Origin of the sequence: Polaribacter gangjinensis, assembly GCF_038024125.1 — a bacterium.
GTDB classification, from domain to species: domain Bacteria; phylum Bacteroidota; class Bacteroidia; order Flavobacteriales; family Flavobacteriaceae; genus Polaribacter; species Polaribacter gangjinensis.
The window spans coordinates 65448-83150 of the sequence record NZ_CP150662.1 but is presented as its reverse complement, the minus strand read 5'-3'; the positions used below and the strand labels follow the sequence as shown (position 1 = coordinate 83150).

Sequence of the window (17703 nt, the reverse complement as noted above, 5' to 3'; positions counted from 1 at the left end):
ATAAGATTCTATCCATCCAATTTAGTTTGGATGGATTTTCTTTTTGTGTTTCAGATTTATTTTCAAAAGAAATTAGCTACTTTGCCGATTACACTTTTGATGAGACTGTCAATTCATTGGAAAATTTGTTAGAAAACATAAAAACAATTTTCAACGAAGACCCAATTTTACATAATGAATTTAGTGAAGTTTTTATCATTCATCAAAATAGCCTGAACACACTTGTTCCAGATGATTATTTTGATGAAAATTCGCTAAGTTCATATCTTGAATACAATATCAAAACCTTACAAACAGATTTCATTACTTTTGATTCTATTGCTGAAATTGAAGCGAAAAACGTTTACATCCCTTATGTAAACATCAACAATTATTTGTTTCAAAACTTCGGTGAATTTGAGTACAAACATCACACAACAATTTTATTAGAAAAACTCATCCAAAAAAACAAATCCGAAGAAAAAGTAATGTTTGTGAATGTATTTAAAAATACATTTGATATTACAGTACTTGAGCATAAAAAACTAATTTTAAGCAACTCTTTTGCTTATAATACTAAGGAAGATTTTATTTACTACATACTCTTTGTTGCTGAACAGTTACAATTAAATAACGAAGAATTCAAATTGTACTTTACAGGAGAAATTACAATAGAATCAGACCTCTATAATATTGCATTTACCTACATTAAAAATGTATATTTTCTTGAAAGTTCTCAAGCTATTTTTAAAGAGTTAGATGCAAAAAAACATTCAAATTTCATTTTATTAGGATGAGAATTATCTCAGGAAAACACAAAGGAAGACGTTTACAAGCGCCCAAAAATTTACCAGTTCGTCCAACAACAGACATGGCTAAAGAAGGCCTGTTCAATGTATTAAACAACCATTTTTATTTTGATGCAATTACGGTAATTGATTTATTTGCCGGCACTGGAAATATCAGTTATGAATTTGCTTCAAGAGGAAGTAAAAACGTAGTTGCCGTTGATGAAAATTACAATTGTATAAAATACATCAATAGTATTTCTAAAGAACTTAATTTCGATATAAACAGTTTTAAAAGCGACGTGTATTCGTTCTTAGAAAAAACTTCTTTGCAAGCTGATATTATCTTTGCAGACCCACCATATCATTTTGAAACGGAGAAGTTTTTACAAATTGTTGATATTGTTTTTGAAAAAGAATTGATTACTGAAGAAGGATTATTAATTATTGAACATTCAAAAAATACAGATTTATCTCAACACAAAAACCATAGTTATGAGAAAAGATATGGAGGAAATGTGTTTAGTTTTTTTGAATATAAAAACGAAGAGGAGTTATAAAAGTGAATTTATAATATCTGAAACTGTAATTCCTTCAGCCTCTGCTTTGTAATTCTTAACAATTCTGTGTGATAAAATCGGAATAGCAACAGCTTTCACATCTTCAATATCTGGTGAGTATTTGCCATGAACAGCCGCATGCGCTTTTGCTGCCAAAACTAAATTCTGTGAAGCTCTTGGGCCTGCACCCCAGTCCAAATAATTTTTTACCATTTCTGTTGCCTCTGCAGATTTAGGTCTTGTTTTTCCAACCAATCTTACTGCATATTCAACCACATTATTAGATACAGGAATTTTTCGAATCAATTGCTGAATTTCAATAATTTCTGGACCTGAAAAAATAGCATTCAATTGTTGATTTTGATTGCTTGTGGTATTAAAAACCACTGCTACTTCTTCTTGAAAAGAAGGATATTCTAAGTTAATAGAAAACATAAAACGATCCAATTGTGCTTCTGGCAAAGGATACGTTCCTTCTTGTTCAATTGGATTTTGAGTTGCCAAAACAAAAAACGGCAAGTCTAATTTGTAATGATTTCCAGAAATAGTTACTGATCGTTCTTGCATTGCCTCTAACAAAGCTGCTTGCGTTTTTGGTGGTGTTCTGTTGATTTCATCCGCCAAAATAATATTAGAAAAAATAGGCCCTTTTATGAATGTAAATTGCCTGTTTTGATCTAAAATTTCACTTCCTAAAATGTCTGAAGGCATTAAATCTGGTGTAAATTGAATGCGTTTAAAATGCAATCCTAAAGCATCAGAAACTGTATTTACTAATAAAGTTTTAGCCAATCCAGGAACACCAATCAATAAAGAATGACCTCCACAAAAAATTGACAAAAGTGTAAAGTTTACAGCTTCTTTTTGTCCTATAATTATTTTTCCTATTTCCGTTTGTAATGATTGATATTTTTTTACCAAATCATTTACAGCCTCTACATCAGACATTAGTTAGCAGTTTCTTTTTTCCAATTTTTTTCAAACGTACATTTATTGTGGATTTCTGATAATTTAATGTACGTGTCTTTTATTTTTCCTTTAGACCATTTGGCAATCACTTCTTCTTTCTTTTTCATTAAAGCCAATTCTTGAATTTTTACATAATCTTGCACCAAATCTGCAACGTGAGTATCTGTTCTTTCTCTCATCAACATGAATTTGAACATTTTTATACCACTTTGATCTTGATCGTAAAACACGTCCGTCATTTCCCCTTTTTTCAATTCGGCCACTCTTCCATACAAATCTGGATCCATTCTTGTCAAATCAAATTTTGATTCACCATTGTATGGATTTGAAATCAAACCTCCATCATTTTTAGTTTCATCATCTTGAGAATATTGTTTTACAGCTTCTTCAAAAGTTATTTTACCATCTAAAATATCTTGTTTTACTTTTTCAGCTTTACTTTTTGTGTCATTAATCAATTGATCAGGAACATTTGGACGCATTAAAATATGTGATGCAACTCGCTTATTTCCTCTGATTTCATGTAACTGCATGATATGATATCCAAAATCTGATTTGAAAGGTTTTGAAACTTGACCAACATCTAAACTAAAAGCAGTTTCTTTAAACTCTTTGATAAAAGGTGATTCTTTAGTTACTTCATATTGCCCTCCATTACTAGTTACTCCTGGGTCATCAGAATTGATGATTGCCTTCATTTTAAAACTGGCTCCTTCTTCAATTTCAGCCTTCAATTCGTTTAATTTTTTAATGATACGATCGTCTTCTTCTTGTGATGGTATCGCTTTAAAAACAATTTGTGCAATTTCAACTTCAGCAGGAATTTCTGGCAATTCACCTTTATCTTTCAATCCGTTAAAATACAAACGAACTTCTTCAGGAGTTACATCAATTTTTTCAGTAATTTTTGCTTGCTCTCTTTGTATAAGCATATTTTCTTTTTCAACATTGAAAATTTCACTTTTTAAATCTTCAATGCTATTAAAACCATAAGCCTTAATTACTTTGTCAACAGAACCAAATTCTTGGGTAAAGTAGGCAATATTTCTATCAACATTTGCCGAAATTTCTGCATCAGTAACTGTAACACTATCAACCACTGCATGATGTGACAACAGTTTTTGTTGCATCAATTCTTCTAACATTTCACAGTCTGAAATTTTAATTTTTCCTTCAGATCTTTTTTCAATTTCTAATTTAAATTTATCAATATCAGAATTCAATACAATGTTTTTACCAATAACTACGGCAACTCCATCAATTTTTACTTTTTGAGAAAAAGTATTGAAACTAGTAAATCCTAAGAAAAAGGAAAATATAATTAAATTAATAGGTTTTAAAATTGTTGTTTTTTGTAGCATCTTGTAATATTATTTTTTCAATGTCTTTAATCAATTCAATTTTGCGTCTGTGCAAAATCATTTGTTTTATTTGTGGCTTTATATAACTTAATGGAGCAGTTTCATTTCGAACCAAAACGTCATTAATAGAAATCAAATATAAACCTATTGAATCTTGTTTTTCAAGATATTTGGTTTTATTTAACAAAATATCTCTCGAAAATGGTAAAATTGTAGCAACTTTATCAACTGAAGTCCAAATATCTGTATTGAATTGAAATTGTTTAAAGCTTAGTTGTTGTTTTTGCAACGCTTCTAAATCATCAATCCTTTCTGATCTAAAAAGACGAATTAATTCATTTTTATTAACAACTTTATGATCAAAATGAAGGTATTTTATTTTAATTAAATCTTCATTCAACTTAAAATTCTCTTTATTAATGTTGTAAAAATCTTCAATTTCATTCGAATAAATAGTAGTATCTAATTGTTGATTGATCAACATTTCTTTGTAGTTGTTAATCAACAAACTTTCTCGATATTCATTGACTAATTTATTTATTTCGTTGGTAGTTTCAAGAGAACTATTTTCTTCTGCTTTTGATAATAAAAGTTGTTTCAAAGCCCAATTATTAATGAAACTTTTCACCAAAAGTGTACTATCATTTTTAGTGTAATTTTCAGGCAAAATGGATTTGATATCGTCTTTAAACAATTTTTGGTCATTTACCATAGCAACTATTTCTTCCTCTTCTTCTTCTTTACTTCTAAAATCGAAGTAGTCACAAGAGCTAAAAAAAAGTGTTCCTAAAAATAAAAACAACAACTGTTTCACTACTTTTTGTTATAAAATTTGATTAAATTTTTTAATTGTCTGTTATCAATTGCGATGATAACATTTTTTCTCAACTCAGCAATCCAATTGTTTTCCAAAAAGTTCTGATAATCATTCATTACTTCACCTTTTACTTTGGCAAGTTCATTTGAGCTGTATTTACTGATGTTTTCATCAAAATACGTTTTTAAGCCTAAAGAATCTTTGGTTGATTTTTCCCAAATAGTTTGTTGCATCAACTCAAATAACAACAATCCATCTTTATATTCTTGAAGAGTTATAGCAAATTCAGGTTCTGATTTTTCTAAATTTTCTTTGTAATAGTTTAAAATTTCATCGTTTTTAAAATCTTCAAACAATTCAAAAACAGCCTTTCCAGTTCTATTTTTGATGAAATTCACGAATTTTTCTTGAGACAAACTACGTTCGTTTATTTTTAATATTTCTGATTGAAGAGAATCTTTCGATATATTTCTAATATTTTTTATATCAAAAATCGATTTTGCGGATTCATTTTCAATGATGCTATATTTTTTTTTCAATTTTTGAATAACTGCCATTTGAGACAGCTGAGCTCTTTCATCAGAACGAACTTTTTGCAACAATTCAGGTTGCAATTTTTCAAAAGAATCTACTGGATGCTTTTTTATCAAATACACAATATGCCATCCAAATTGAGTTTTAAATGGCTTAGAATAAGAATCTTCTTTTTCCAAACCAAAAGCAGCATCTTCAAACGGTTTTACCATAACACCAGTGCCGAATTTGCGCAAAACTCCGCCTTTAGATTTTGTACCAACATCATCAGAATATTCTCTTGCTAAGGTTTTAAATTGCTCATCTTTTTGAAGTCTGTCATACACTTCATTGATTAACTTTTCTCCTTTTTCAGTTTTATCAGTAATTAAAATATGAGCAACCTCAACTTCACCTTTAGATTTTCTAATAGAATCAACTTGTAAAATATGGTATCCAAAACGCGTTTTGAAAGGTGTTGAAACTTCACCAACTTTGGTTTTATAAGCTGCATCTTCAAAAGGAAATACCATTCTAAATGCAGAAAAATAACCTAAATTACCTTTATTTCCAGGTCTTCCATTGATAGAATCTCCTTTCGCTGAAGGGTCTTCAGAAAACTCCACTGCAACCTTTTCAAAATCTTCGCCTTTCAGTATTTTTTCACGAATTTTTACGATCTTGTTATAAGCTTCTAAGGTATCTTTTGGAGTAGCTACAGAGGGAGTTCTTACCAAAATATGCTTTGCTTTTACTTCGTTTTTAATTCTAAAATATGCATCTTTTACCAATTTATTTATGTATGCCGAGTCTTGTAAATAAGGCATAGATAGTTGGTTTCTGTAAGATTCAATTTCTTTTTTGTAAGAAGGTAAAGTATCTAATTGTAAGCGATAAGCCTCTTTAACTTTCAAACGATAATTGATATAAAGTTCAATATTTTTTTGAATATCTTTTTCTTCTTCATTATCAATTGCGTCTAAATTCTTTTCATAAACGCGTCTAAAATCAGAAACAAGTACTTTTTCATTTCCAATCGTCATTAAAACTTTGTCCTTTTTTTGCGAAAAAGTAATTGATGAAACACTCAATATTGCAATTAATAGCCTTTTTTTCATAAAATTATAGTGAAATTATACCTTTAATTTTTTCTGCTTTTTGATAATATGATATAACAGTGGTCGCATTTTCAACATTTAAAACGATGGAAACGCTTACATATTTTCCTGTTTTTGATTTTTTAGTGTTAATGACAGCTCCATTGTTATTGAATAAATTTTCTACTTCATCTACCTGATTTTCAGTAGTTGGAACAATAAATTTAAACAAATAGTCTGATGGAAATTGAGTAGTATCCTCTAATTGCCATTGCAATTTTTTATAAAAAGTTTCTCTATCCTCCATTTATTTTCGAAATCTCTGTTTAAAATAGGAAGGCACAAAATTACATTAAAATCTTAGTTTTATAATACTAATGAATTATTTTTGTGTATTCAAGTAAAAACAATTTCAAAATTAAATAAGACACTAAAAAATTGCAAGAAAAACAATATAAAATTGTGTTAATTGGAGGACCTGCAACAGGGAAAACTACAGTGCTTAAAACACTTAAAGAAAAAGGATTTCATTGTTTTGAAGAAGTTTCAAGAGAAGTTACTTTAAATGCTCAAAAAAACGGAATTGAGCAACTTTTCTTGACAAATCCACTGCTTTTTAGTGAATTACTTTTAGAAGGGAGAGAAAAACAATATCAAGTTGCTGAAAAATCAGCTGAAAATATTATTTTTTTTGATAGAGGAATTCCTGACATTACAGCTTATCTTGATTTTTTCAACACAAAATATCCTGCTGTATTTACAGAAAAATGTCATACTTATAAATACGATGTAATTTTTCACTTTTCTCCTTGGGAAGCAATTTACACAAAAGACAATGAGCGTTATGAATCATTTGAGGAATCCGTTTTAATTGATAAATTCATCATTAAAACTTATACAGATTTAGGGTATAAAATTATCAATGTTCCCTTTGGAAAATTAGAAGAGCGTGTTCAATTTATTGTCAATTATTTGAACAATTAAACATGACTGATGCACAAAAAATACTGCAACAATATTGGAATTATGATTCATTTATTTCTCCGCAAGAAGAAATTATTGAAGCGGTTCTAAATCAAAAAGATGTTATTGCATTATTGCCTACTGGAGGTGGAAAATCAATTTGTTTTCAAGTTCCTGCATTATTAAAAGATGGCGTATGTATAGTTATTTCGCCGTTAATTTCATTGATTCAAGATCAAGTTGAAAATTTAAAAAGCAGAGGAATTAAAGCTACTTCAATTCCTTCAGGAGCAAGTCAAAATGATATATTAACCCTTTTTGACAATATCAAATTCGGAAATTATAAATTCTTATACATCTCTCCTGAACGTTTGCAAATGCCTTTAATTCAGGAAAAAATCAAACAATTAACTGTAAGTTTTGTAGCTGTTGATGAAGCGCATTGTATTTCAGAATGGGGACATGATTTCAGACCATCATTCAGAAATATTACGATTCTCAGAGAATTAGTTCCAAATGTTCATTTTATAGCACTTACTGCCACTGCAAACCAACAAGTATTGTTAGATATTGAAATAAATTTAAAACTTAAAACTCCGAAAATATTCAGAAAAAGTTTTTATAAAGAGCATTTGGCGTATCAAATTTTTACTGTAGAAGATAAATTATTGAAACTTCAACAAATTTTTGAAAAGACAAAAACACCTGCAATTGTTTATGTAAACTCAAGAAATAAAACGCAACAAATTGCTCAATTTTTAAGTTCTAAAAACTTTAAAGCAAGTTTTTATAATGGAGGATTAACAGCTGCAGAAAAAGAAATTGCTTTCGAAAATTGGATGTCAGAAAAGACCCCAATTATGGTTGCCACAAATGCATTTGGAATGGGAATTGACAAAAAAAATGTTGGCATTGTTATTCATTTTGACATTCCATATAGTATAGAAAATTACATTCAAGAAGCTGGAAGAGCAGGAAGAAATCATCAAAAATCTTTTGCAGTTTTATTAAAAAACAACAACGATATTTCCAATCAAATTGAGTACTCTAAAAAGTCACTTCCAAGCATCCAAGAAGTAAAAGAAATTCATAAAAAATTGTATCAATATTTTAGAATTGCCAATGGCGAAATTCCAGAAAATTTATTGGGTTTTAACCTCTTAGAATTCTCGAAAATATATAATTTTTCAGTGAAAAAAGTAGATGCTGTTTTGCGTATTTTAGCAAACAATTCTATCCTTGAAATTACAAATACATACAATAAAAAATCGAGTATTATTTTTCATGAAACTAGTAAAAATCTCCATTTTTACGCTATCAATAATATCTATATAAAAAACTTTGTAAATTCATTACTAAGAACTTACACAGGATTATTTGAACAAGAAGTTAAAATTGATGAATATCTACTTGCAAAGAAAAATAATACCACTTCAAACCAAATTATTGGGTATTTAGAGCAGTTACAAAAAGACGAAATCATTACTTATAACAGTGTTAAAACAGATTCAGAAATTCGGTTTTTAGTTCCAAGAGAAGATGATAAAACTATCAATCGTTTTTCAAAAGAAATCACTCAATTTATCAAACAAAAAGAAAAAAAATCAACCGATTTTTTACGCTTTATTCAAAATAATTCTGTTTGTAGAAGTGTACAAATTTTAGCGTATTTTGATGAAAAATCAATCAAAAAATGTGGTATTTGTGACGTTTGTTTATCCGAAAAAAAGACTCAAAAAAAAGATATTGATTTAGAGATTTTAAACTTACTTCAGCAAAAAGAAAAACTTTCTTCACAAGAAATTACCCAAATTTTAAACTTCTCTGAAAAAGACATTTTAGTACATTTACGTCAGTTAATTTCAGATGAAAAAATCAACATCAATCATCAAAATAAATATTACCTAAACTAAAATCATGAATAGATTGCGCATCGTTTTTATGGGAACCCCAGATTTTGCCACTTCAATTTTACAACACTTAGTTGATAACAATTTTGATGTTGTAGGAGTTGTAACTGCTGCTGACAAACCTGCAGGAAGAGGATTGAAAATGAATGAATCTTCCGTAAAAAAATATGCTCAATCGCAAAACATTCCAGTTTTACAACCAACAAATTTAAAAAGCGAATCGTTTTTAACATCTTTAAAAGATTTCAATGCAGATATCCAAATTGTAGTTGCTTTTAGAATGTTGCCCAAAGAAGTTTGGAGCATGCCAAAAATGGGAACTTTCAATTTACACGCGTCTTTATTACCTGAATATAGAGGTGCAGCTCCTATTCATTGGGCAATTATCAATGGTGAGAAAAAAACTGGAGTAACCACTTTTTTTATAGATGATAAAATTGATACTGGCGAAATCATTTTACAACGCGAAATTGAAATTACAGAAATTGAAACGGTTGGAACTTTGCATGATAAATTGATGCATCTTGGCGCAGATTTAGTCTCAGAAACTGTAGAATCAATTTCAAGGCGAGATTTCAAAACAACCAAACAACTAGATATAGAAGAAAAATCAGCTCCTAAATTAACTCCTGATAATACAAAAATAGATTGGAGCGAAACTCTAGAAAATATCTATAACAAAATTCGTGGATTGAATCCTTTTCCTGCTGCTTGGACAATCATTCAAATGAATAATGAAGAAATTTTAGCAAAAATTTATGCAGTTGAAAAAGAGAAAACTTCTCACTCTCTAAACTATGGAACAATTGTATCAAATAAAAAGGAAGTGAAAGTTGCTGTTCAAAATGGTTTCATACATATATTAGAAATAAAACTTTCTGGAAAACGTCAAATGAATATAAAAAGCTTGTTAAATGGGTTTACTTTTTCTGAAGACGCAAAAATGTTGTAACCCCTTTATTGATAAGCTTTTTATGAAATTTTTAATTTTCCGAACTTGTTTATTAACATTTTAGTGCTATTTATTAACAAAAAGCCACTTTTTTAGGTGTGAAATTTGCGTAAACCCTTAATCCGTCTATATTTGTTAAGCTTTTTAAGCATAAAAATAATATTCAATTAATTTAAAATCTATTTATCATGAACAAATCTGATTTAATCGATGCAATGGCTGCTGACGCAGGAATTTCTAAAGTTGCTGCTAAAGCTGCATTAGAGTCTTTCACAGACAATGTTACTGCTACTTTAAAAGGTGGAGGAAAAGTAGCTTTAGTTGGTTTTGGAACTTTTTCAGTTTCAAAAAGAGCTGCTAGAAGCGGAAGAAATCCTCAAACAGGAAAAACAATCCAAATCACTGCAAAAAATGTAGCAAAATTTAAAGCTGGAGCTGGTTTAAGTGACGCTGTAAACTAATTTTACATTTAAAAAAAATTATAGAAACTCTCTTTTTAAGAGAGTTTTTTTATTTTATTTTCTTTTTTTTTAAATTTACACATGTCAAATTTTAAGTCCCTAAAAGGAAAGTTATTGATTGCTGAACCTTCTATATTAAATGACAACTCATTTAATAGAACGATTATTTTAATTACTGAGCATACAAAAAATAATGCTGTTGGTTTTATTTTAAACAGACCTTTAAACTATTTACTTAGTGATTTAATCCCTGAAATATCAAACGATTTTACGATTTATCAAGGTGGTCCTGTAGAACAAGATAACTTATATTTTATTCACAGAGTTGGAGATTTGATTCCTGATAGTATTGAAATTGGAAATGGCATTTATTGGGGAGGAAATTTCGAGTCGTTAAAGTTTTCGTTGCAAAGTGATCTGATTTCCAATAATGATATTCGTTTTTTCTTAGGATATTCAGGCTGGAGTAAACATCAATTAGACCGCGAAATCCATTCAAAATCATGGTTCGTTTCAGAAAATGATCACGAAAACATCTTGTCTATAAATGACGAAACTATTTGGCGAGAAAAATTACTCCAAAAAGGAGGAAATTACAAGCTCTGGGCAAATGCACCAAGTGATATTCAACAAAATTAAGAAGACGTAATTTCTAACAAACGTAGACTTTGTGTAATTTTTTCAGAAAAAGCAGTATTAAAGTTTTTCTTTTTAAACTGTGTAACTGGTTGAATTCCAATAATTGCATTTGTGATAAAAACTTCATCTGCTTTTTGGATTTCAAAAGGAGAAATGATAGTCTCTTCAATCGTATATTCGGGGTTTTTCTGAATAATTTCAATCACTTTTTTACGAATTATCCCTTTGATACATCCTTCTGTTAAAGCAGGAGTTTTGACTGTTTTACCTATTAAAATAAAAATATTACCATTAGCAACCTCAACAACTCCTTTATTTTCATTTATCAACACACAATTGTCCAATTCATTTTCTTGTGCATAAATACTTGCCAAAGTATTTAGCATTCTGTTGGTAGTTTTTACGGTTGATAACAATCCTGAATAATTATAAAAATCTTTATAAACATCAACAGCATATACATTTTTTGTTTGATAATTTAATGGAGAACATTCAATTAAAAAGTCAATTTCATTCGTTTCTGGAGTATAAAACCCACCATCTTTTCTATAAACCGTTAAACGAACTCTATAAAAAGATGCCTCATTTTGAGTTGCAATAGTTTTTAAAATCTCTTGTTCTAAAAATTCTAAGGTGAATGACATGGGAATTTTCATACGCAACATTCGCATGGAAGCCATCAATCTAAAATAATGATCTTCCCAAAAAATCACTTTTGATTTGGTTGATTTTATAGTTTCAAAAAGTCCATCTCCATATTTGAAAGCCCTGTTATTTGTAGATAACAATACTTCTTTTTCGTCTAATAATTCACCATTATAATTCAACATTCCATATATTTTTAAGAATGCAAATTTACTTTATTTTACAGGAATTAAATAAAAAAAACTCAGCAAATGCTGAGTTTAAAATACTTTTTGCATAAAGATTTTATGCCCCAATAACATGCTTTAATTCTTCTATTTGATTCTCCCACAATTGCTTAGCCTCTTCAATTTCGTCTTCATCATCTACAAAATCTGTGATTACCAAAGAAACATCGTTCGTTAGAGGATGAACTTGAATTTTGATTTCAAAATAGCTATCATCATCACTTTCTAGCCATTTAAATCGAACTCTTTCATCAGTCTTTTTTACAACAAGCTCAGCTTGTTCTTCAATTCCATCCCAAATAAAACTAAAAATTTTCCCTCGTGAATTTACTTTTTCAGCAAACCATTCTTGTAAACTTGAAGGCGTTGAAATGTATTGATACAACATGCTTGGAGAAGCATGAATTGGTAGTTCTAATTCGAATTTTATTTTATCCATCTACTATTGCTTTGTCGGACAAGATAGGCAATAATTCTATTTTAAAAAAATTAAAATCACATATTGCGTATCTGTAAAATTGAGTTATATTTGCACCCTCAAAACTAATGGCGAGGTAGCTCAGTTGGTTAGAGCGCAGGATTCATAACCCTGAGGTCACGGGTTCAACTCCCGTCTTCGCTACAAAAAATCTCAAGCTAATATTGTTTGAGATTTTTTATTTTTATGGTAAATTCAAATTAAAATCTACTGACAATAGATATTATATTTTTTAAGTTTACGATAAAAAGAGTATAAATTTAAAAGTATATTTACATTGAAAATCAGCTTCATAAATAGAAATTAAAATAATAGTTGCGTGATCTTAAAAATAGTAAATAACTTTTTTCCACAAATTATTTCTGAATGATTCAAGAAATTCAATTTCGAGTAAATTTAATTGAAGAACGAAAAGAAGATATTCTTTTGTACAAATCTGCTAGTGCTTTAGAAATCGAAAAAAGCGAAATCTCTGCTGTAAAAATTCTAAGAAAATCAATTGATGCTCGAAAAAAGGAAATTTTTTTCAATTATAAAGTAGCTGTTTATATCAAAGAAACTCCTGAAAACTCCTCTTATATTTTCGATTATAAAGATGTTTCGAATGCGAAAGAAGTCCATATTGTTGGTTTTGGTCCTGCAGGAATGTTTGCGGCATTGCGTTGTATAGAATTGGGTTTTAAACCTATTGTTTTAGAAAGGGGAAAAAAAGTACAAGAAAGACGAAGAGATATTCGCGCTATCAATCAAGATCATATTGTTGATGAAAATTCTAATTATTGTTTTGGTGAAGGTGGTGCAGGAACCTATTCTGATGGAAAATTATATACACGAAGTTTAAAAAGAGGTGATGTTCGTAGAATTTTTGAAAACTTAGTATATCATGGAGCTACTGAACAAATTTTAATTGATGCGCATCCACATATTGGTACCAATAAACTGCCAAAAATTGTAGAAAAAATTCGAGAAACGATTCTAAATTTTGGTGGAGAAATTCATTTTGAAACTCAAGTTACTGATCTAGTAATTAAAAATAACGAAATCAAAGCAATTCAATTGCAAAATGGTAATGAAATGACCGTTAATGCTGTTATTTTAGCAACAGGACATTCTGCTAGAGATATCTATGAATTATTACACAAAAAAGAAATTTCGTTAAAAGCAAAATCTTTTGCAATGGGCGTTCGTGTAGAACATCCTCAAGAAATTATCGACCAAATTCAATATCATTGTAAAGGAGAAAGAGATGAATTATTGCCTGCAGCTGCATACAGTTTGGTACATCAAATTAATGAAAGAGGTGTGTATTCTTTTTGCATGTGTCCAGGAGGTTTTATTGTTCCTGCTGCAACTGCTGAAGGTGAAGTTGTCGTAAATGGAATGTCACCAAGCAAGCGAAATAACAAATTTGCCAACTCAGGAATTGTAGTGGAAATTGATACTGAAAGAGACTTACACAAATATGAAAAATTTGGAGCCTTAAAAGGTTTAGAATATCAAAAGGATTTAGAAAAACTCGCATTTTTAGCAGGGGGAAGAACGCAAACTGCACCAGCTCAAAGATTGGTTGATTTTGTTGAAGGAAAATTTTCAACCATTTTAAATGACTGTTCTTATCAACCAGGATTGAAATCTGCACCTTTACATTCTTTATTACCAAAACACATTGGCAGTAGATTGCGAAAAGGATTTGATGCTTTTGGTAAAAAAATGCACGGATATTATACCAATGAAGCAAATATTGTTGGTGTAGAATCTAGGACCTCATCCCCTGTTAATATCCCGAGAAATGAAGATTTAGAGCATCCTCAAATCAAAGGTTTATTTCCCTGTGGTGAAGGTGGTGGTTATGCAGGTGGCATTGTTTCTGCAGCTATGGATGGTGAACGTTGCGCTGAAGCAGCCATTTCAAAAATCTAATTCTTTTTTTTTAATAAATCAATAAGTATCTGTAAATTTACCTTAATTCCATTTGATTCCATGAAAATAACTATTGGCCGTTTTGATAAAGCCGATTTTAAAGAGTTTTCGCTCTTTGATATTGATGTAAAAATAGATTCAGGAGCATATACTTCCTCTATACATTGCTCTAACATAGAAGAAATCACCATTAACAATGAAAATCACATTAAATTTACGCTATTAGACTCTCAACATCCTTTTTATAATAACAAAGAATATAGTACTAAGAACTTTGCTATGAAATTGGTAAAAAGTTCTAACGGAATTACTCAAAAAAGATATTTAATTCAAACTGAAATTTTTATATTTAACACTTCTTTTCCTATTCATTTAACATTGAGTGAACGAAGAGATATGAAATTTCCAGTATTATTGGGTAGAAAATTTTTAAACAAACGTTTTGTGATTGATACCTCAAGAACAAATATTTCTCACAAACAAAAAAATAATCTCATATGAAAATAGTCATATTATCAAGAAATCCAAAATTGTATTCTACCCGAAGATTGGTTGAAGCTGCCGAAAAAAGAAAACATGAAGTTCTTGTCGTAGATCATTTAAAATGCAATATCGAAATTGAAAAAAGAGCACCAAAAATATTTTACAAAGGTGAATATTTAGAAAATGTTGATGCAATTATTCCCAGAATTGGTGCATCAGTAACGTTTTATGGAACTGCTGTAGTACGTCAATTTGAGATGATGAAAGTAGTTACTTGCGTTTCATCTCAAGCATTAACTCGATCTAGAGACAAACTAAGTAGTTTGCAAATTTTAGCAAGAGCTGGAGTTGGCTTACCAAAAACTGTATTTACTAATTATACAAAAGATGTATCGCATTTGGTAAAATCTGTTGGTGGAGCTCCTTTGGTTTTAAAATTATTAGAAGGAACTCAAGGTTTGGGAGTAGTTTTGGCTGAAACTAAAAATGCAGCAACTTCAGTTTTGGAAGCATTTAATGGTTTAGGAGCAAGAGTTATTGCACAAGAATTTGTAAAAGAAGCTGGTGGTGCAGATATCAGGGCTTTTGTTGTTGACGGAAAAGTAGTTGGCGCAATGAAAAGACAAGGAAAAGAAGGTGAATTTCGCTCTAACTTACACAGAGGTGGAAATGCCACAGTAATTGAATTGACTGATGAAGAAGAAAAAACGGCTCTGAAAGCTGTAAAAGCAATGGGATTGGGTGTTGCTGGTGTTGATATGTTGCAATCTTCTAAAGGTCCATTAGTTTTAGAAGTAAATTCATCTCCAGGATTAGAAGGAATTGAGCGAGTAACAGGAAAAAATATTGCTAAAGAAATTATCAGATATTTAGAAATTCATGTCGAGTAAACCGTTTATTTTATTAGGTAAAGAAATTCCAAAAGGCAAAACCACTGTTTTAGATTTAGAAGTCGCCAAATTACATACTAGAACCACCGTAAAAGTTCCCATAATTGTAGAAAGAGCTAAAAAAAGCGGTCCTGTTGTATTGTTATTAGCAGGTTTACATGGAGATGAAGTAAATGGAGTTGCCATCATCAGAGAAATTATTGCTCAAAAAATAAATAAACCAAACAAAGGAACCATTATTTGTATTCCTGTTTTTAACATTTTTGGATACCTTATTCAGACTCGCGAATTTCCTGACGGAAGAGATTTAAACAGAGTTTTTCCTGGTTCACCAAACGGATCTTTGGCAAGCCAATTTGCCTATCAATTCATTGAAAACATTGCACCTTTTGTAGATTACGTAATTGATTTTCATACAGGTGGTGGTGATAAAGAAAATATAGCACAAATTCGTTGTCATGAAAGTGAAGCTGAAACCATGAAATTGGCTGAAATTTTCAATCCTCCTTTCATCATTCATTCTGATTATATTGCTAAATCTCTCCGTGAAACTTTAAACAAAATGAAAAAAACTGTTTTGTTGTTTGAAGGTGGAAAATCTAAAAATTTTGATCCAAAAATCATCTCCCATGGTGTTAGAGGCACCAAAAACATCTTAACTCATTTGGGTTTAATTGAAGGAACTACCGAAAAAACTGTTGATCCCATTCACTTAAAAAAGACAAAATGGTTAAGAGCACCTTATTCAGGAATGTTTAAACTGAATGTAAAAAACGGAACTTTTGTTAAAAAGAGAGAGGTTTTAGCAGTGATTTTAGATCCTTTTGGAGATTTTAAAAAGAAAGTTTACGCACCTTTTGATGGATATATTTTTTGCATCAATAAAACCCCTATTGTAAATAAAGGTGATGCTTTGTTTCATATGAGTAATGAAGATGAAAATGAAGATTAACAATTTATGAAGTTTTACTAAAAAAATATCAATATGAAAACCGCCCAAGATTTTTTTGACGAATACGCAGTCAGTCATCAAAACGAAACCAATATTGCCATTCATTATGTTTGTGTGCCGCTGATATTTTTTAGTGTCATTGGTTTATTAATGTCAATCCCAACTACTTTTTTAGAAAATTTATTGGGTTTGTACAATCCGTTGTTGGAAAATTGGGCAATTGTAGTTGGATTAATTATATCCATATTCTATTTTAGATTAGGATTTTGGTATTTTGTACAAATGCTATTTGTCATTTTAATTTCTGTAGTGCTCAATTTTTGGTTGAGCAATGTTACAAACTTGTTGTATGCTTCTTTATCAATCTTTGTTTTAGCTTGGATTGGACAATTTTATGGACATAAAGTTGAGGGTGCAAAACCATCATTTTTGAAAGATTTACAATTTTTATTGATTGGTCCATTGTGGGTAATTCAAAAAATTGGCACTAAAAAATAATCCATGAAACCAATCATTTCTTTCGAAGATTTTGAAAAAGTAGATATCAGAATTGGAACAATTATCGAAGTCAATGATTTTCCAAAAGCCAAAAAACCTGCATATCAATTGACGATTGATTTTGGCGAATTAGGCATCAAAAAATCGAGTGCTCAAATCACTCAATTGTATGCTAAAGAATCTTTACTAAACAGGCAAGTTACTGCTATTATCAATTTTAAACCAAGACAAATTGCCAATTTTATTAGTGAAGTTTTGGTGTTAGGTGTTTATAATGAATCTGAAAATGTAGTTTTATTAAAAGCTTCTGAATTCATAAAAAATGGAGAGTTTGTTAAATAATTTTGAATTCTAAATTTTGAATTTTAAACTATTTCTTTGGATTATTTAAAATTATCAAAGCTCCAATAACTCCAGGAATCCAGCCACATAAAGTCAATAAAAAAATGATGAAAAAAGAGCCACAACCTTTATCAATGACAGAAAATGGTGGAAATAAAATAGCTAATAATACCCTAAAAAAACTCATTTGGTAATTGGTTGTTAGTTGTAATTATGAAACGATTTTCTACCAAAATTGTTACAATGAGTAATTCTTATT

The 17703-nt window shown here is 29.8% G+C and carries 21 protein-coding genes and 1 tRNA gene; 14 read left to right on the top strand and 8 right to left on the bottom strand.

The genetic code is table 11. From position 1 onward, the window contains the following. Positions 1-26 precede the first annotated feature (26 nt). Together WHA43_RS00370 and WHA43_RS00365 are read left to right on the top strand one after the other, a co-directional pair. A complete protein-coding gene (locus WHA43_RS00370; protein ID WP_244904421.1) occupies positions 27-776 on the top strand; it encodes a DUF3822 family protein in 750 nt (249 codons plus the stop codon). Continuing rightward, positions 773-1327, top strand: a complete 555-nt coding sequence (locus WHA43_RS00365) for an RsmD family RNA methyltransferase (RefSeq protein ID WP_105045205.1) — start codon at positions 773-775, stop codon at positions 1325-1327. Before WHA43_RS00370 ends, WHA43_RS00365 begins: the two co-directional genes overlap by 4 nt. On the opposite strand, the gene WHA43_RS00360 is transcribed toward WHA43_RS00365, so the two are convergent. From WHA43_RS00360 to WHA43_RS00340, 5 genes are read right to left on the bottom strand one after another with little or no spacing between them, the layout of a single operon-like run. Further along, positions 1322-2275, bottom strand: a complete 954-nt coding sequence (locus WHA43_RS00360; RefSeq protein WP_105045204.1) for an AAA family ATPase — start codon at positions 2273-2275, stop codon at positions 1322-1324. The two genes, WHA43_RS00365 and WHA43_RS00360, sit on opposite strands and share 6 nt — an antisense overlap. After that, positions 2275-3657, bottom strand: a complete 1383-nt coding sequence (locus WHA43_RS00355) for a peptidylprolyl isomerase (protein WP_105045203.1) — start codon at positions 3655-3657, stop codon at positions 2275-2277. The genes WHA43_RS00360 and WHA43_RS00355 overlap by 1 nt, the downstream gene beginning before the upstream one ends. Further along, the gene (locus WHA43_RS00350; protein WP_105045202.1) at positions 3623-4471 is read right to left on the bottom strand and encodes a hypothetical protein; all 849 of its coding nucleotides are present in this window, start codon (positions 4469-4471) and stop codon (positions 3623-3625) included. The genes WHA43_RS00355 and WHA43_RS00350 overlap by 35 nt, the downstream gene beginning before the upstream one ends. Then, positions 4471-6105, bottom strand: coding sequence for a peptidylprolyl isomerase (locus WHA43_RS00345; protein WP_105045201.1), 1635 nt, complete (start codon positions 6103-6105; stop codon positions 4471-4473). The genes WHA43_RS00350 and WHA43_RS00345 overlap by 1 nt, the downstream gene beginning before the upstream one ends. 4 nt (positions 6106-6109) lie before the next feature. Next, positions 6110-6391: a DUF493 family protein gene (locus WHA43_RS00340; protein ID WP_105045200.1), complete on the bottom strand. Its 282-nt coding sequence runs from the start codon at positions 6389-6391 to the stop codon at positions 6110-6112. Positions 6392-6522: 131 nt separating this feature from the next. Here WHA43_RS00340 and WHA43_RS00335 point away from each other — a divergent pair, with 131 nt between their 5' ends. The 5 genes from WHA43_RS00335 to WHA43_RS00315 all read left to right on the top strand — a co-directional run bounded on the left by WHA43_RS00335 (position 6523) and on the right by WHA43_RS00315 (position 11009). Further along, positions 6523-7068, top strand: a complete 546-nt coding sequence (locus WHA43_RS00335) for an AAA family ATPase (RefSeq protein ID WP_105045199.1) — start codon at positions 6523-6525, stop codon at positions 7066-7068. Between the two features lie 2 nt (positions 7069-7070). After that, positions 7071-8960, top strand: coding sequence for a RecQ family ATP-dependent DNA helicase (locus WHA43_RS00330; protein ID WP_105045198.1), 1890 nt, complete (start codon positions 7071-7073; stop codon positions 8958-8960). A gap of 4 nt (positions 8961-8964) precedes the next feature. Then, on the top strand, positions 8965-9909 hold the full coding sequence (gene fmt / locus WHA43_RS00325) for a methionyl-tRNA formyltransferase (protein WP_211290289.1): 945 nt from the start codon (positions 8965-8967) through the stop codon (positions 9907-9909). A gap of 188 nt (positions 9910-10097) precedes the next feature. Further along, entirely contained in the window at positions 10098-10370 is a 273-nt protein-coding gene (locus WHA43_RS00320) for an HU family DNA-binding protein (RefSeq protein ID WP_105045196.1), read from the top strand. Positions 10371-10451: 81 nt separating this feature from the next. Beyond that, positions 10452-11009: a YqgE/AlgH family protein gene (locus WHA43_RS00315; RefSeq protein WP_105045195.1), complete on the top strand. Its 558-nt coding sequence runs from the start codon at positions 10452-10454 to the stop codon at positions 11007-11009. On the opposite strand, the gene WHA43_RS00310 is transcribed toward WHA43_RS00315, so the two are convergent. Together WHA43_RS00310 and WHA43_RS00305 are read right to left on the bottom strand one after the other, a co-directional pair. After that, complete coding sequence (locus WHA43_RS00310) at positions 11006-11839, bottom strand: aminotransferase class IV (RefSeq protein WP_105045194.1); 834 nt, start codon at positions 11837-11839, stop codon at positions 11006-11008. The two genes, WHA43_RS00315 and WHA43_RS00310, sit on opposite strands and share 4 nt — an antisense overlap. Before the next feature lie 100 nt (positions 11840-11939). Then, the gene (locus tag WHA43_RS00305) at positions 11940-12320 is read right to left on the bottom strand and encodes an START-like domain-containing protein (RefSeq protein WP_105045193.1); all 381 of its coding nucleotides are present in this window, start codon (positions 12318-12320) and stop codon (positions 11940-11942) included. A 109-nt stretch (positions 12321-12429) separates the two neighbouring features. Here WHA43_RS00305 and WHA43_RS00300 point away from each other — a divergent pair. The 7 genes from WHA43_RS00300 to WHA43_RS00270 all read left to right on the top strand — a co-directional run bounded on the left by WHA43_RS00300 (position 12430) and on the right by WHA43_RS00270 (position 17444). After that, positions 12430-12503 (top strand) — tRNA-Met (locus WHA43_RS00300). Between the two features lie 222 nt (positions 12504-12725). After that, the gene (locus WHA43_RS00295; protein ID WP_105045192.1) at positions 12726-14279 is read left to right on the top strand and encodes an NAD(P)/FAD-dependent oxidoreductase; all 1554 of its coding nucleotides are present in this window, start codon (positions 12726-12728) and stop codon (positions 14277-14279) included. Between the two features lie 60 nt (positions 14280-14339). Beyond that, positions 14340-14780, top strand: coding sequence for an ATP-dependent zinc protease (locus WHA43_RS00290; RefSeq protein ID WP_105045191.1), 441 nt, complete (start codon positions 14340-14342; stop codon positions 14778-14780). Beyond that, positions 14777-15652, top strand: coding sequence for a 30S ribosomal protein S6--L-glutamate ligase (gene rimK, locus WHA43_RS00285; protein ID WP_105045190.1), 876 nt, complete (start codon positions 14777-14779; stop codon positions 15650-15652). The genes WHA43_RS00290 and rimK overlap by 4 nt, the downstream gene beginning before the upstream one ends. After that, positions 15642-16604: a succinylglutamate desuccinylase/aspartoacylase family protein gene (locus WHA43_RS00280; RefSeq protein WP_105045189.1), complete on the top strand. Its 963-nt coding sequence runs from the start codon at positions 15642-15644 to the stop codon at positions 16602-16604. The genes rimK and WHA43_RS00280 overlap by 11 nt, the downstream gene beginning before the upstream one ends. Before the next feature lie 33 nt (positions 16605-16637). After that, positions 16638-17102: a DUF962 domain-containing protein gene (locus WHA43_RS00275; RefSeq protein ID WP_105045188.1), complete on the top strand. Its 465-nt coding sequence runs from the start codon at positions 16638-16640 to the stop codon at positions 17100-17102. A 3-nt stretch (positions 17103-17105) separates the two neighbouring features. Beyond that, positions 17106-17444: a tRNA-binding protein gene (locus WHA43_RS00270; protein WP_105045187.1), complete on the top strand. Its 339-nt coding sequence runs from the start codon at positions 17106-17108 to the stop codon at positions 17442-17444. A 28-nt stretch (positions 17445-17472) separates the two neighbouring features. Here WHA43_RS00270 and WHA43_RS00265 read toward each other — a convergent pair whose 3' ends face one another. Beyond that, entirely contained in the window at positions 17473-17631 is a 159-nt protein-coding gene (locus tag WHA43_RS00265) for a YqaE/Pmp3 family membrane protein (protein ID WP_105045186.1), read from the bottom strand. Positions 17632-17703 lie beyond the last annotated feature (72 nt).